Source organism: Variovorax sp. YR266, assembly GCF_900107295.1.
Classification (GTDB): Bacteria; Pseudomonadota; Gammaproteobacteria; order Burkholderiales; family Burkholderiaceae_C; genus Variovorax.
The window spans coordinates 88516-103457 of the sequence record NZ_FNPM01000008.1; the positions used below are offsets into that span (position 1 = coordinate 88516).

Sequence of the window (14942 nt, forward strand, 5' to 3'; positions counted from 1 at the left end):
CGGTGCAAGCACCCGGTGTCAGCGGAAAGGTACGCCCGGAAGCACGCAGAGCATTTCGTAAAGCAGATTGGCCCCGAGCAGCGCAGTGTTTCCGCTCGTGTCGTACGGCGGGCTGACCTCTACCAGGTCGGCGCCCACCACGTTCAGCCCGCGGCAGCCGCGCACGATCTCCAGCGCCTGCGGCACGGTGAGCCCACCGATCTCCGGCGTGCCGGTGCCACCGGCGAACGAGGGATCGATGCCGTCGATGTCGAAGCTGATGTACACCGGATGCGTCGGCCCGATGCGCTCGCGCACCTGCGCCATCAGCGGCGCCAGCGACTGGTACCAGACCTCGTGCGCCTGCACCACTGTGAAGCCCTGTTCACGCGGCCAGTCGAAATCGTCCGCCGCATAGCCGGTGCCGCGCAGGCCGATCTGCCAGACCTTGTCGCAGGCCAGCAGGCCCTCTTCGACGGCGCGCCGGAACGGTGTGCCGTGCGCAATGCGCTCGCCGAACATGTCGTCGTTCACGTCCGCATGCGCATCCACATGCACCAGCGCCACCGGGCCGTGCCTCCGCGCCAATGCGCGCAGGATCGGCAGCGCGATGGTGTGGTCGCCGCCCAGCGTCAGCGGCGCGCAGCCGGCGGCCAGCACCGTGTCGTAGAAGTCCGAGATGATGTCGATCGATTTTTCGAGCGAATAGGTATTGATCGGTACGTCGCCCAGGTCGGCCACGTTCAGCTTGTCGAAAGGCGCGGCGCCGGTGGCCATGTTGTAGGGCCGCAGCAATGCCGACTCGGCGCGGATCTGGCGCGGTCCGAAGCGCGCACCCGGCCGGTTGGAAGTGCCGATGTCCAGCGGCACGCCGATGAACGCCGCATCCAGCCCTGCTGGAGACGTTGCAGCGGGCAGCCGCATCATCGTGCCGGGGCCGGCGAAGCGCGGCATCGTGTTGCCGCCCAGCGGCTGGTTCGGTGTTGTGGTGGTGGGCATCGTGCGTGTGCGGGTTCAACGCCGCCGGCCGCGCAGCCATTCGAGCGCAAGCAGCAGCGTGGTGGTGAAGATGATCAGCAGCGTCGCCACGGCGGCGATGGTGGGCGAGATGTTCTCGCGGATGCCGGTGAACATCTGGCGCGGCAGCGTGACCTGGTCCGGCCCCGCTAGGAACAGCGTGACCACCACCTCGTCGAACGAAGTGGCAAAGGCGAACAGCGCGCCCGAGATCACGCCCGGCGCAATCACCGGCAGCGTGACGCGCATGAAGGTCCTGAACGGTGTCTCGCCCAGGCTCAGCGATGCGCGCACCAGGTTCTGGTTGAAGCCGGCCAGCGTGGCGAGCACGGTGGTCAGCACGAAGGGCGCGCCCAGCGCCGCATGCACCACGATCAGCCCGAAGTAGGTGTCGGCCAGTCCGATGGGCGCGAAGTAGAGATACGTGGCGACGCCCACCACCACGATCGGCACCACCATCGGCGAGATCAGCACGCTCATGAGCAGGCCCTTGAAGGCGAAGCTCGTGCGCGACAACCCCACCGCCGCCAGCGTGCCCAGCACGGTGGCCAGCACCGTGGCGGCCGGCGCGACGATGAAGCTGTTGCGCGCCGCGCGTGCCCACTCGGGCGATTCGAAGAGGTTGCGATACCACCGTAGCGACCAGCCGGGAATCGGGTAGGCCAGGAACGAACTGTCGGAGAACGACAGCGGAATCACCACCAGGATCGGCGCCAGCAGGAAGGCCAGCACCGCGACACAGCCGCCGCGCACCAGCCACCAGCCGAGCTTGTCGGCGAAGGTGGCATAGGCCGGGAATTGGGGAAGCTTCAACATGCTTGTCTGTCTTTCATGCGGCTTTTCGTGCTGCTCAACCGAGGCTCAGCTCGGCCTTGCCGATGCGGCGGTACACGGCATACAGAATCAGCGTGGCGACCAGCAGCACGGTGCCCAGCGCGCATGCCATGCCCCAGTTGATTTCGACGTTGGTGTAGCGCGCGATGTAGTAGCTCAGCATCTGGTCGTCCGCGCCGCCGAGCAGCGCCGGCGTCACGTAGTAGCCGATCGCCAGGATGAAGACCAGCAGCGCGCCGGCGCCGATGCCCGGGTAGGTCTGCGGCACGTACACGCGGAAGAAGGCCGCCAGCGGCGAGCTGCCCAGCGAGACGGCCGCGCGCAGGTAGGTGGGCGGCACGCTCTTCATGACGCTGTACAGCGGCAGGATCATGAAGGGCAGCAGGATGTGCACCATCGCGATGATCACGCCGGTGCGGTTGAACAGCAGCGCCAGCGGATGGTCGATCAGGCCGATGCCCATGAGGCCCCGGTTGACCAGCCCCTCGGACTGCAGCAGCACGATCCAGGCCGCTACGCGCACCAGGATGGAAGTCCAGAACGGCACCAGCACCAGGATCATCAGCACGTTGGCCTTGCGCGCGGGCAGCGTCGACAGCCACCACGCCAGCGGATAGGCCAGCAGCAGGCAGAAGAAGGTGACGACGGCGCTGATCTGGAAGGTGCGCAGCAGGATGCCGGCAAAGGCGCGCTGGTCGGCGGGCATGCGCTCGACCTCGCCGGCCACGTCGCGCCGCAGGTCGACCGAGGCGAGCAGGTAGTCGGGCGTCCAGCGCGAGCCGTTCTTGGCAATCGCCTGCCAGTACGGCGCCTCGCCCCAGCGCGGGTCGAGCTCCAGCATGCGCGCCTTGACCTCTTCCGGCGTGCCGGCGATCGGCAGCGCACGGAAGGTGCCCATCACCAGCGAGCGGGCGCCGGCGATCTCGGTGTTGAGGCGGCGCGCCAGGGCGCCGGCGTCGGAGCTGTCGGGCAGCTGGGCGAGATCGGCCGCGATGGCTGCAAAGGCCGCCGACGCGGGCGCCTCCTTGCGGTTCCAGCCGTCGAGCGCACGTACGGTACGCGGCAGCGCGTTGGCCACCTCGGGGTTTTCTACCGCACGCTGCAGCAGCGCCACGATGGGCACCAGCAGCGTCAGCAGCAGAAACACCAGCAGCGGCACCGTGAGCGCAAACGCGCGCCACTTTCGGCGGGCTTCGGCGCGCGCCAGCGCACGCCGCAGTTCGCCGGGCGGCGCTTCTGCTGGAACCAGGGGGACAGACGTTGCCGCGTGCATGGACTCTTTCGCGCTCGCTCGTTTGCCCGTTTACTGCGTGGCCCAGGATGCGAAGCGCTTCTCGAGCGCCTCGCCCTGGTCGGCCCAGAAGCCGACGTTGAACTGCAGCGCATCCTTGGCGTTGGTCGACGAGGTCGGCAGGTCGGCCAGCACCTTGCTGCTCAGCGAAGTCAGCGCCTTGGTGTTGGTGGGGCCGTAGGCGATGTTCTGGGCATAGACCGCCTGGTTGGCCGGTTGCATCGCGAACTGGATGTACTTCAGCGAGGCTTCCTTGTTCGGTGCGCCCTTCGGGATCACCAGGTAGTCGAGGTCGTAGATGCCGCCCGGCCAGTAGATCTTGAGGTCGCGGCCTTCGCGGTTGGCGGCGTCGATGCGGCCGTTGTAGACCGTGGTCAGCACCACGTCGCCGGCCACCAGGAACTGCGGCGGCTGCGCGCCGGCTTCCCACCACTGGATGTTCGGCTTGAGTTCGGTGAGCTTCTTGAATGCGCGGTCGGCGCCTTCCTTGGTGCCGAGCACCTTGTAGACATCGGCCGGCTTCACGCCGTCGGCCATGAGCGCGAACTCGAGGTTGTAGCGCGCGCCCTTGCGCATGCCGCGCTTGCCGGGGATCTTCTTCACGTCCCAGAAATCGGCCCAGCTGCTGGGCGCGGTCTTGAGCTTCTCGCCGTTGTAGGCCATGACGGTCGACCACACGAAGAGGCCCACGCCGCAGTCGGTGACGGCGGCTGGCAGGAAGTCTGCCTTGCTGCCGATCTTGGAATAGTCGAGCTTCTCGAACAGGCCCTCGTCGCAGCCGCGCGCCGCGTCGGGCGATTCGACCTCGACCACGTCCCAGGTGACCTTCTTCGTCTCGACCATGGCCTTGATCTTGGCCTGCTCGCCGTTGTATTCGACCGGGATGATCTTGGTGCCGGTCTTCTCGAAGGGCTCGTAGTAGGCCTTCTTCTGGGCATTGGCGTTGGCGCCGCCGAAGTTGACCACGGTGAGCTGCTGCTGGGCAAAGGCCGGCAGTGCGAAGCTGGCGGCGACGGTGCAGGCGAGGAGAGTCTTTTTCATGGTGGAAGTCTTCCTGGGTGATGAAAGCAAAGAAAGGAAACGAGGGAACAACAAGCCGGATTCAGGAGGCATAGATGCGCGCATGCGCCGTCGGAAATTCGAGCACCACCGCTTCGCCGGCCTGCGGCGCGGCGGCACCTTCGAGGCCGTTCAGCGGCAGCTTCACGGTGGCTTCGGCCTGGTCGCCGCCGACGCTGCACAGCAGCCGCAGGTGGTCGCCGAAGTAGATGACGCGCGCCACTTGGGCGGCGAGCATGTTGGCGCGCGGCGCGGGCGGACTGCGGTGCAGCACCACCCGCTCGGGGCGGATGCAGGCCTCGACGGTCGCGCCCGCGGCAGCGCCGCTGACGTTGAGCCCGTGCAGCACGCGGCCGTCGGGCAGCTTCATTTCTGCATGCTCGCCACTGCGGCTCAGTTGGCCCAGCTGGCCCTTGAGCACCGTGTTGTCGCCGACGAAGCCGGCCACGAAGCGGTTGGAAGGCGTCTCGTAGAGCCGGTCGACCGTGTCCAGCTGCTGGATCACGCCTTCGTTGAACACCGCCACGCGGTCGCTCATGGTGAGCGCCTCGCCCTGGTCGTGCGTCACGTAGACGAAGGTCACGCCCAGCTGGCGGTGCAGGTCCTTGAGCTCGATCTGCATGTGCTCGCGCAGTTGCTTGTCGAGCGCGCCGAGCGGCTCGTCCATCAGCACCAGCTGGGGCTCGAACACCAGCGCGCGCGCCAGCGCCACGCGCTGCTGCTGGCCGCCAGAGAGCTGGCCGGGCAGGCGGTCGGTCATGCCGCGCAGCTGCACCATGTCGAGCGCACGCTGCACGCGGCGCTGCTGCTCGTCCTTGGGCACCTTGCGCACGGTGAGCGGATAGGCCACGTTCTGGCCCACGCTCAGGTGCGGGAACAGCGCGTAGTTCTGGAAGACCATGCCGAAGTTCCGCTTGTGCGGCGGCGTGCCGGTGATCTGCTTGCCGTCGAGCAGGATCTCGCCCGAGGTCGGCGATTCGAAGCCCGCCAGCATCATCAGCGTGGTGGTCTTGCCCGACCCCGAAGGCCCGAGCAGGCTCAGGAACTCGCCACGGTGAATGTCCAGATCGAGCTGGCGCACCACCAGGTGTTCGCCGTCGTAGGTCTTCTGGACGCGCTGGAAGCGCACCAAGGGTTCTGCTGTCATGGAGGAGGAATTAAGGAAAGGATCTGTCGATCAGCGCAGTGCGGCGAAGCTGTCCGCGAGAAGCGCCAGGCCTTCGTCCACAAGCAAGTCGGATGCCGTGAGCGGCACCAGTACGCGAATTACATTGCCGTAGGTGCCGCATGACAGCAGGATTAACCCGCGCCGTGCCGCCTCTGCGACCACCTTGCGGGTCAGCGCGGCATCGGGGCGCGACGTGTCGCCCTGCTCGAACAGCTCGACGGCCACCATGGCGCCGAGCCCGCGCACGTCGCCGATGGCAGGCACGTCGGCCGCGATGCGGCGCAGGCCGGCCGTGAGCCGCTCGCCCAGCGCCCGGCTGCGCGCCAGCAGTTGCTCGTCGTCGAAAACTTTCAGCACCGCGAGCGCCGCGGCGCAGCCGATGGGGCTGCCGGCATAGGTGCCGCCCAGGCCGCCGGGCGCGGGGGCGTCCATCACCTCGGCGCGGCCCACCACGCCGGAGATGGGGAAGCCGCCCGCCATCGACTTGGCGGTGGTGATCAGGTCGGGCGCCACGGGCCACTGCTCGCTGGCGAACCAGGTGCCGGTGCGGCCCGCGCCGGTCTGCACCTCGTCGGCAATGATCAGGATGCCGTGGCGGTCCGCCAGCGCGCGCAGGCCTTCGACGAAGTCGTTGGGCGCCACGTAGAAGCCGCCCTCGCCCTGCACCGGCTCCAGGATGAAGGCCGCCACGCGTTCGGGCTCGATGTCGTTCTTGAACAGCAGCTCGACCGAATGCAGTGCATCGTCCACGCTCACGCCGTGCAGCGCATTTGGGTACAGCGCATGGAACACCTCGCCCGGGAACGGGCCGAAGCCGATCTTGTAGGGAGCCACCTTGCCGGTGAGGCCGAGCGTCATCATCGTGCGGCCGTGGTAGCCGCCGGTGAAGGCAATGACGCCGGGGCGCCGGGTGTGGGCGCGAGCGATCTTGACGGCGTTCTCCACCGCCTCGGCGCCGGTGCTCAGGAAGATCGACTTCTTCGTGAACGCGCCCGGTGCCAGTGCATTCAGGCGCTCGGCCAGCTCCACATAGGGCTCGTAGGCCACCACCTGGAAGCAGGTGTGCGAATAAAGGTCTACCTGCGCCTTGACGGCGGCGCTGATCTCCGGGTGGCAGTGGCCGGTGTTGAGCACCGCGATGCCGCCGGCGAAGTCGATGTAGCGGCGGCCCTCGACGTCCCACAGTTCGGCGTTGGCAGCCCGGCTGACGAAGATTTCATGGGCCTGGCCGACGCCGCGGGCGACGGCCGCGTTGCGGCGGGCCATGAGGGCGGCGTTGCTGAGGTGGGGTTCGCGTTGCATGGTACGACCTGTGCTTTGGTGCTGTGAAGAAGGAATCCCGGCACTCTAGGTCGCGCGATTCGATCCAGCCATGTACACCGGAAGTGATCGCCCGGAAGACTGTACTGGTCTTGTATCCTGTACATACTTTCCTCAATATGGTGCAGGCCGGACTGCCGGAGACACCCCCGATGCTCATTCTTCGCCCCGAACAGCCGACGCCGCTGGTAAGCCAGATCGTGGAAGGGCTGCGCGGACTGATAGGCGCCCAGAAGCTCAAGGCCGACAGCAAGCTGCCGTCGATCCGCGCCTTTGCCGCGGCCCACGGCGTCAGTGTCTTCACGGTGGTCGAGGCCTACGACCGGCTGGTGGCGCAGGGCCTGCTGGTATCGCGCGCCAACGCGGGCTTCTTCGTCAAGCGGCGCAGCGAAGACAGCGCCGCCGGTGCGTCCAGCGTGCCCCGCCCGGACCCCCGCTTCGACGCCCGCTGGTATCTGCAGCAGATCTTCGAGAACCGCAACCTCCCGCTCAAGCCCGGCTGCGGCTGGCTGCCGCACGACTGGCTGTTCGAGGACGGCATGCGCCGCAGCCTGCGTCACCTGGCCTCCGAAGGCACCGACATCGGCGGCTACGGCCTGCCCTTCGGCCACATGGCGCTGCGCATGGCAACGGCCGAGGCGCTGTCGGAGCAGCAGATCGTGGTCGAGGCCGCGCAGGTCCTGCTGACCCAGGGTTCCAGCCAGGCGCTGGACCTGGTCGCGCGCCGCCTGCTCAAGCCGGGCGATTCGGTGCTGGTGGACGACCCGGGCTATCCGAACCTGATGTTCATGCTGCGCTTCCTGGGCGTGGAGATCATCGGCGTGCCGCGCACCCCAACGGGCTACGACATGCCCGCGCTCGAGGCGCTGCTCGCGGTGCACCGGCCCAAGGCCTTCTTCACCCAGCCCCGGCTGCAGAGCCCGACCTGCTCGATGGCTTCGCTGCCGCAACTGGTGCAACTGCTCCAGCTGGCCCAGACGCACGACTTCACGCTGGTAGAGAACGACATCTACGCCGAGATGGACGCATCGATGCGCCCCTCGCTCGCCAGCCTGGGGCAGCTGCGTCGCGTGGTCTACGTGGGCAGCTACTCGAAGACCATCTCGCCGAACATCCGCGTCGGCTACGTCGTTGCCCAGCCGGAGCTGCTCGAAGAACTGGCGCAGCTCAAGATGGTCTCTGGCCTCACTTCATCCGACATCACCGAGCGCCTGGCCTTCGGCACCGTGACCGACGGCCGCTGGCGCAAGCATCTCAAGGCCCTGCGCGACAGGCTCGCGCAGGCGCAAGGCAGTGTCGCGAGGCGGCTGGATGGACTGGGCTTCGAGCTGTTCCATGAAGCCGCGGCCGGCATGTACCTGTGGGCCCGGCACCCGGACATTGCCGACAGCGCCGAGCTCTCGCGGCGCGCCGCGGCGGAGGGAATCATGCTCGGCCCGGGCCAGCTGTTCCTGGTCAACCCGCATCCCACCGGCTGGCTCCGATTCAACGTGGCCTTCAGCGAAGACGAGCGGCTGTGGCGCTTTCTTGAGCGCAACATCGAAGAGCACAGGCACGACTGACGGTTGGCAGGACCGGGGCTCGCAAAGGCCAGCAAGCAGGCGCACAATGGCTCGAACCCTTGGCGCAGGCGCATCCTGAATCAGCCATGGTGGAGTGAACATGTGAGGGGATGAAGCGCCGTGCCGGGGGCTACGCAAGGAGCCGCGCCATGACCCGCTTCATCGATGTTCACAGCCTGGTCCGCCTGGTGGACGAGACAGGCATTCCCCAGTTCCTCACCGCGCTGGCCGACGCGCTGCGCGACGACTTCCTGCGGTGGCGCGAGTTCGACAAGAAGGCGCGCGTGGCCAGCCATTCGCATCTGGGCGTGATCGAGTTGATGCCCGTGGCCGACGACGGCGCCTATGCCTTCAAGTACGTCAACGGGCATCCGCACAACACGCAGGTCGGGCTGCCGACAGTCATGGCTTTCGGCGTGCTGGCGGAAGTCGATACGGGCTATCCGGTGCTGCTGTCGGAGCTCACGCTCACCACCGCGTTGCGCACGGCTGCTACCTCGGCGATGGCGGCGCAGGCCTTGGCGCGGCCCGATTCGCGCAGCCTCGCGCTGATCGGCAACGGCTCGCAGAGCGAATTCCAGGCGCTGGCCTTCCATGCGCTGCTCGGCATCGAGGAAGTGCGCGTGTTCGACACCGACCCGCACGCCACCGACAAGCTGGTGCGCCACCTGTCGGCCTGCACGTCGCTGGACATCGTGCGCGCGCACTCCGTGGCCGAGGCGGTGCGCGGCGCCGACATCGTCACCACCGTCACCGCCTGCCAGGGGCGTGCGACCGTGCTCACGCCCGACATGATCGAGCCCGGCATGCACATCAACGCCGTGGGTGGCGATTCGCCCGGCAAGACCGAACTGCACCCCGACGTGCTGCGCAGGGCGCGCGTGTTCGTCGAGTACGAGCCGCAGACCCGCGTCGAGGGCGAGATCCAGCAGATGCCCGCCGACTTCCCGGTGCACGAACTGTGGCGCGTGCTGCTAGGCGAAGTGCCCGGCCGCGAGACCCCCGCACAGGTCACGCTGTTCGATTCGGTGGGCTTCGCGCTGGAGGACTACACGGCGCTGCGCTACATCCAGCGCCTTGCCACGGAGCGCGGCATCGGCCAGCAGATTGCGCTGGTGCCTGAGCTCGACGACCCGAAGGACTTGTTCGGCCTCACGGCCTCGGGCCGGCGACGGGCAGTGCTGCGGCGTGCGGCATGATGGGCGGCTTCATCACCGCCGATCCTGCTTTTCTCCATGCTCACCATCTACAACGACCAGCACGTTCTTCATCAGGGCAAAGTCGAGATGTTCCGCGGCGAACTCGTGCCGTGCTTCGAGGTGCCCGCCCGCGTCGATCATGTGAAGCATGAGCTGGAGCGCAGGGGCTTCGGCACGCTGCAGGCACCCGATGCATTCGACGAGGCGCTGCTGGCCAAGGTGCATGCACCGCGCTACCTGGACTTCATCGCGCATGCATGGGAAGAATGGGTCGCGCTGGACCCGACCAACGTCTCGCGTGATGCGCTGCCTTCGTACTGGCCCACGCGCGGCATGCGCACCGATGTGTTGCCGAAGAGCTTTCCGGCGCGCATGGGGCTGTTCTCTTTCGACGCGGGCACGCCGCTGATGGCCGGCAGCTGGGCGGCGGCGCGGCATGGCGCGGCCTGTGCGTGGACCGCGGCGCAGCGCGTCATTGGCGGCGAGCGCGCGGCCTTCTCGCTCTCGCGGCCGCCGGGCCACCATGCCGGCGCCGACTTCTTCGGCGGCTATTGCTTCATCAACAACGCCGCCGTCGCGGCGCAGGCGCTGCGTGACGCGGGCGTCGAACGCGTGGCCGTGCTCGACGTCGACTACCACCACGGCAATGGCACGCAGGCCATCTTCTACGAGCGCAGCGACGTGCACTTCGCGAGCCTGCACGGCGACCCGCTGACCGATTACCCGTACTACCTGGGCCACGCCGACGAGCGCGGCGCGGGGCAGGGCGAAGGCTTCAACCACAACCTGCCGCTGCCGCGCGGCACGGACTTCGCGGCCTGGCGCGCGGCGCTGAAGACCGCGCTCGAGCGCATCGCGGCGGTGAAGGCCGGCGCGCTCGTGGTCTCGCTCGGCGTCGACACCTTCGAGGGCGATCCGATCTCGGGCTTCAAGCTCAAGAGCGACGACTACCTGCGCATGGGCGAAGACCTGGCGCGCGCGGGACTGCCGACGGTGTTCGTCTTCGAGGGCGGCTATGCGGTGGCCGAAGTGGGCGTGAATGCGGTGAACGTGCTCGAAGGCTTCGGGCAGGCGTAGCCAGCACGTGCCGCGCTGACGCGCAGGCGACTCGGATGCCGCGAATGGCCCTGTTTTCCCCGGGAAATCAGGGGAGCCCCGATTGCCTTCCCCAACGGGGCGGGGCCCAATCGGCGCTTTCAAAGTCAGGATCCAGTCAGCCATGCTCCGCCGCACCACATTTCTCCGCGCCGCCGTCGCGCTTGCCGCTTGCGGCCTTGTTTCTCCCATGGCGGCGTTCGCGCAGAGCTTTCCCGCCAAGCCCATCAAGCTGGTGATCGCCTTCCCGGCCGGCGGCCCGACCGACATCACCATGCGCCAGCTCGCCGAGAACGCGAGCAAGATCCTCGGCCAGCCGGTGATCATCGACAACAAGCCCGGCGCCGGCGGCACGCTGCCCGCGCAGGCGCTGCAGACCTCGCAGCCCGATGGCTACACCGTCGCGCAGATCCCGCTCGGCGTGTTCCGCCTGGGCTACACCACCAAGATCAACTGGGACCCGCTGAAGGACATCACGTACGTCATCAACGTCACGGGCTATGCCTTCGGCATCGTCGTGCCGGCCAACAGCCCCTTCAAGACCTGGGCCGACTTCGTTGCCTACGCCAAGGCCAACCCCGGCAAGCTCACCTACGGCTCCACCGGCACGCTGACCAGCCCGCACCTGACGACCGAGATCGTCGCGCAGAAGGCTGGCATCGAGCTGCAGCACGTGCCCTACAAGGGCAGCGCCGACCTGATGCTCGCGGTGGTCAGCGGCCAGCTGATGGCCGCCGCCGACAGCACCGGCTTCGCGCCGCAGGTCGAGGCGGGCAAGCTGCGCGTGCTGAACACCTGGGGCGAGAAGCGCCTGGCCAAGTTTCCCGACGCGCCCACGCTGAAGGAGCTGGGCTACGACGTGGTGCAGAACTCGCCCTTCGGCATCGGCGCGCCCAAGGGCACGCCGCCCGAGGTGGTGAAGAAGCTGCACGACGCGTTCAAGCAGGCGATGGAAGAGCCGAGCTACGTGACCGCGCTGGGGCGCTACGACATGCTGCCGAACTACATGAGCTCGGCGACGTACACCAAGTTTGCGCAGGAGACGGTGGTGAGGGAGAAGGTGATCATCGACAAGCTGGGGCTGGCGAAGGAAGTCAAGACGAACTGAGCACGAACAGTTCGTCCACCAGCCGCGCCGCCAACTCCGGCTTCACCGGGTCCGCTCCAAACACAAGGCGAAACACGATCGGCGCAATCAGGTGATCGATCACCTGCTGCGGCTCCGGCGCGTGCTCTCCGCGGGCGCGTGCCTGCTCGACCAGCGTCAGCGCCTCCTTGCGGCGGTTGCGCAGGCAGTCGGTGTCCGAATCGCCGTTGGCCAGCGCGGCCGCGGCTTTCAGCAGCGAGGTGTTGCACGGCTTGGCCAGGTGCTCGATGAGTTCGCGCGCCCAGGCTTCGAGGTCGGCCCGTAGCGCGCCGGTGTCTGGCAGTGGGCGGTTCGGGTCCAGCCGGTGGGTGGCCGTCTCCGCCAATAACCCCTGCAGATCGCCCCAGCGCCGGTAGATGCTGGAGGCGCTGACGCCCGCGCGCTCGGCCACTGCCGGCACCGTCACACGCTCCCGCCCTTGTTCGGCCACGAGTTCTTCAAGGGCGGTGCGCACCAGCGCCTGCACCTGCGCGCTGCGGCCGCCGGGGCGTTTGTGGGGAAGGGCGATGTCGTTCATGTTCGGACTTTAACGCAAAGATATTTGCTTTAGTTGATTCTCAGATCTAGAATCACAAAAGCAAAAAAAGTTGCGTTAAGGATTCGCCATGCCATCCACCTGCCCCGACCTCGCGGTCAGCACCTCCGACCTCGCCGCCCGCGCCAAGCCCTGGCGCTTGCCGGCACGCGCGGCTTTTCCGTTGCTGGCCGCCGTGCTGTTCGCCTTCTTCTTCGCGGCGGCTGCACCGTCGCCGCTGTTCGTGGTGTTCCAGCACGCCTGGCACTTTTCGTCATCGCTGCTCACGGTGGCTTTTGCGATCTACGCGATTGCGTTGCTGATCTCGCTGCTGGTGGCGGGTTCGCTGTCTGACCACATCGGCCGGCGGCCCGTGGTGCTGGCGGCGCTGGTGCTGCAGGCGGTGGCGATGGGGCTCTTCCTGCTGGCGCACGGCATCGGCGGGCTGATCGTCGCTCGCGTGGTGCAGGGCGTGGCCACGGGCATCGCTAGCGGCGCGCTGAGCGCGGCGGTGGTCGAGGCTGCGCCGGCTTCGCGCAAGCGGCTGGGGGCGCTGATCACGAGCGTGTCTCCGCTGGCCGGCCTGGCGTTGGGCGCGTTGCTGACGGGTGTGGCGGTGAAGTTCTCGGTTCAGCCGGTGATGCTGGTTTTCGGCGTACTGGCCGCGGTGTTCGCGCTGGGCGCGGCGGTGGTGCTGTGGATGCCCGAAACCGTCACGCCGCGCGCCGGTGCGCTGGCCTCGCTGGTGCCGCGCGTGTCGATTCCCGTGCGCGCACGGGCCGAGTTCGTGCGCGGGCTGCCGGTGTTCGTCGTGGTGTGGGCGCTCGGCGGGTTGTATCTGTCGCTCGCGCCGTCGTTGATGCTGCATGTTTTCGGCATCGACAACGGCGTGGTCAACGGACTCACGGTGGCGGTGCTCTCCGGTATGGGCGCGATCGCGCCTACCTTGCTCGGCCGCTTCGCTGCACCTCGCCCAGCCATCCTCGGCATGGCCAGCATCGCGGTCGGGCTGGGGCTGCTGCTCGCTTCGCTTGCCACTCGTTCGCTCGCGCTGTTCTTCGTTGGCACCGCGGTGGCGGGCATCGGCTTCGGCGGTGCGTTCTCGGCGCTGGTGCAAACGCTGGCGCCACTGGCGCAATCGCACGAGCGCGGCGAACTGTTCGCGGCGATCTTCGTCGTGAGCTATCTCGCGTTCAGCCTGCCCGCGATGCTGGCGGGCTTCCTGGTGGCGCCGCTGGGGTTGCTGAACACGACGGAAGGCTATGCGGCGGTGCTGCTGCTGATCGCTGCTTTCGGCGTCTGGAGCCAGTGGTCGGTGTTGCACCGTGGCGCGCATTGACGCGCAATGGCGCGCAGCTCACACATGTCAAGTGCGGTATCCCTTCGTCAATTAAGCGTTAACCCTATGTAATTCATTCGTCTTCTAACGAAGAAACACTCGGATGCAGTCCTGTGGCGCAAAGGCCCGGACTTCTTAACTGTCGCCCGATACGGAGCGACGAATTCCCCATCCTGGAGTGATACGAATGAAAAAATCCCTGCTTGTTCTGGCCACCCTTGCGGCTTGTGGTGCCGCGTCGGCGCAATCGACCGTAACGCTGTTCGGCGTGGTCGACGCCGCCTACCGCAACGTATCGAACAAGAGCGAGTCGACGAACCCCTTCGGCCCCTTCTACAGCGTGAAGGCCAGCCGCACCGAACTGGCCAATTCGGGCCTGAGCTCCAGCCGCCTCGGCTTCCGCGGCGTGGAGGACCTGGGCGGCGGCCTGTCGGCCAGCTTCTGGCTCGAGTCCCCGATCACCAACGACGACGGCGCCACTGGCCTCAGCAATTTCAGCCGCCGCTCGACGGTGAGCCTTGCCGGCAGCTTCGGCGAAATCCGCCTCGGCCGTGACAAGACCGCCACCGTGCTGAACGAAGAGCAGTTCGATCCGTTCGCCGACACCGGCATCGGCGGCTCGCTGATCATCGACGCCAACGAAACCAGCGTGTCGGGCACCGGCTACGGCAGCAACAGCACGTACAAGCGCGCCGGCAACATGGTGCAGTACTTCCTGCCGCGCAACCTGGGCGGCTTCTACGGCAACGTGGGCTACAGCCTGCATGAGCTCACCCGCACCTCGCCGGACTCCGTGGCCGGCGCCGACAAGACCAACACCGGTCGCCACATCGGCGGGCGCGTCGGCTATGCAGCCGGCCCGCTCGACGTGGCCGCCAGCTATGCGCAGAACGACACGAGCTTCACGACTGGCTCCGGCGCCGCGGCCGTGGCGCGCCCGGGCAAGATCAAGACCTTCAACCTCGGCGCAACCTACGACTTCGGCGTGGCCAAGCTGTTCGGTGAGTACTCGCGTTCGAAGGACCAGCGCGACCCGCTGAATGTCTTCACCCGTGTGCCGGACGTGGACCTGACCGGCTACCTGATCGGCGTGACCGTGCCGATCGGCCCGGGCCAGATCCGTGCTTCGTACTCGCAGGTCAAGTACGACTTCAACCGCGTGCCGGTTCTCGGCGTCGTGAACGCCCCCGATCCGAAGTCCAACAAGCTCGCACTGGGCTACGTGCACAACCTGTCGAAGCGCACCGCGCTCTACGGCACGATCGCGCGCGTCAGCAACAAGAACGGCGCGGGCAACACGGTCGGCGCCGGCCCGTCGTATGTCGTCGCGTTCAACCGGGCCGCGCTGCAGCCCAAGTCGTCGATGGGCTACGAGTTCGGCATTCGCCACGCGTTCTGAGCCGGGTAGTCAGTCCTCT

Annotated in this window: 13 protein-coding genes; 6 read left to right on the forward strand and 7 right to left on the reverse strand. The window is 67.4% G+C overall.

Features of this window, described 5'->3' with window-relative positions:
- Positions 1-18: 18 nt before the first annotated feature.
- The 6 genes from speB to gabT form a co-directional block, all read right to left on the reverse strand.
- Positions 19-978: an agmatinase gene (gene speB, locus BLW48_RS21020; RefSeq protein WP_093177292.1), complete on the reverse strand. Its 960-nt coding sequence runs from the start codon at positions 976-978 to the stop codon at positions 19-21.
- 15 nt (positions 979-993) lie between these two features.
- A complete protein-coding gene (locus BLW48_RS21025; RefSeq protein WP_093056725.1) occupies positions 994-1812 on the reverse strand; it encodes an ABC transporter permease in 819 nt (272 codons plus the stop codon).
- Positions 1813-1846: 34 nt separating this feature from the next.
- On the reverse strand, positions 1847-3103 hold the full coding sequence (locus BLW48_RS21030; protein WP_093177293.1) for an ABC transporter permease: 1257 nt from the start codon (positions 3101-3103) through the stop codon (positions 1847-1849).
- Positions 3104-3133: 30 nt separating this feature from the next.
- On the reverse strand, positions 3134-4162 hold the full coding sequence (locus BLW48_RS21035; protein ID WP_093056723.1) for an ABC transporter substrate-binding protein: 1029 nt from the start codon (positions 4160-4162) through the stop codon (positions 3134-3136).
- Positions 4163-4223: 61 nt separating this feature from the next.
- Positions 4224-5327 carry an ABC transporter ATP-binding protein gene (locus tag BLW48_RS21040; RefSeq protein WP_093177295.1) on the reverse strand — a complete coding sequence of 368 codons (1104 nt, stop codon included), beginning with the start codon at positions 5325-5327 and terminating at the stop codon, positions 4224-4226.
- A 30-nt stretch (positions 5328-5357) separates the two neighbouring features.
- A complete protein-coding gene (gene gabT, locus BLW48_RS21045) occupies positions 5358-6650 on the reverse strand; it encodes a 4-aminobutyrate--2-oxoglutarate transaminase (protein ID WP_093177296.1) in 1293 nt (430 codons plus the stop codon).
- Positions 6651-6820: 170 nt separating this feature from the next.
- Between gabT and BLW48_RS21050 the strand changes: the two genes are divergently transcribed.
- The 4 genes from BLW48_RS21050 (at position 6821) to BLW48_RS21065 (ending at position 11632) form a co-directional block, all read left to right on the forward strand.
- Complete coding sequence (locus BLW48_RS21050; protein WP_093177297.1) at positions 6821-8230, forward strand: aminotransferase-like domain-containing protein; 1410 nt, start codon at positions 6821-6823, stop codon at positions 8228-8230.
- Positions 8231-8379: 149 nt separating this feature from the next.
- On the forward strand, positions 8380-9429 hold the full coding sequence (locus BLW48_RS21055) for an ornithine cyclodeaminase (RefSeq protein WP_093177299.1): 1050 nt from the start codon (positions 8380-8382) through the stop codon (positions 9427-9429).
- A gap of 36 nt (positions 9430-9465) precedes the next feature.
- Positions 9466-10506, forward strand: a complete 1041-nt coding sequence (locus BLW48_RS21060; RefSeq protein ID WP_177142376.1) for a histone deacetylase family protein — start codon at positions 9466-9468, stop codon at positions 10504-10506.
- A gap of 142 nt (positions 10507-10648) precedes the next feature.
- Positions 10649-11632, forward strand: a complete 984-nt coding sequence (locus BLW48_RS21065) for a Bug family tripartite tricarboxylate transporter substrate binding protein (protein WP_093056719.1) — start codon at positions 10649-10651, stop codon at positions 11630-11632.
- On the opposite strand, the gene BLW48_RS21070 is transcribed toward BLW48_RS21065, so the two are convergent.
- Positions 11619-12188, reverse strand: coding sequence for a TetR/AcrR family transcriptional regulator (locus BLW48_RS21070; RefSeq protein ID WP_093056718.1), 570 nt, complete (start codon positions 12186-12188; stop codon positions 11619-11621). The two genes, BLW48_RS21065 and BLW48_RS21070, sit on opposite strands and share 14 nt — an antisense overlap.
- 88 nt (positions 12189-12276) lie before the next feature.
- Between BLW48_RS21070 and BLW48_RS21075 the strand changes: the two genes are divergently transcribed.
- The gene (locus tag BLW48_RS21075; RefSeq protein ID WP_093177302.1) at positions 12277-13524 is read left to right on the forward strand and encodes an MFS transporter; all 1248 of its coding nucleotides are present in this window, start codon (positions 12277-12279) and stop codon (positions 13522-13524) included.
- Positions 13525-13711: 187 nt separating this feature from the next.
- Positions 13712-14923 (forward strand): porin, encoded by a 1212-nt coding sequence (locus BLW48_RS21080; RefSeq protein ID WP_093177304.1) that lies wholly within the window; start codon positions 13712-13714, stop codon positions 14921-14923.
- The last annotated feature ends 19 nt before the right edge of the window (positions 14924-14942 follow it).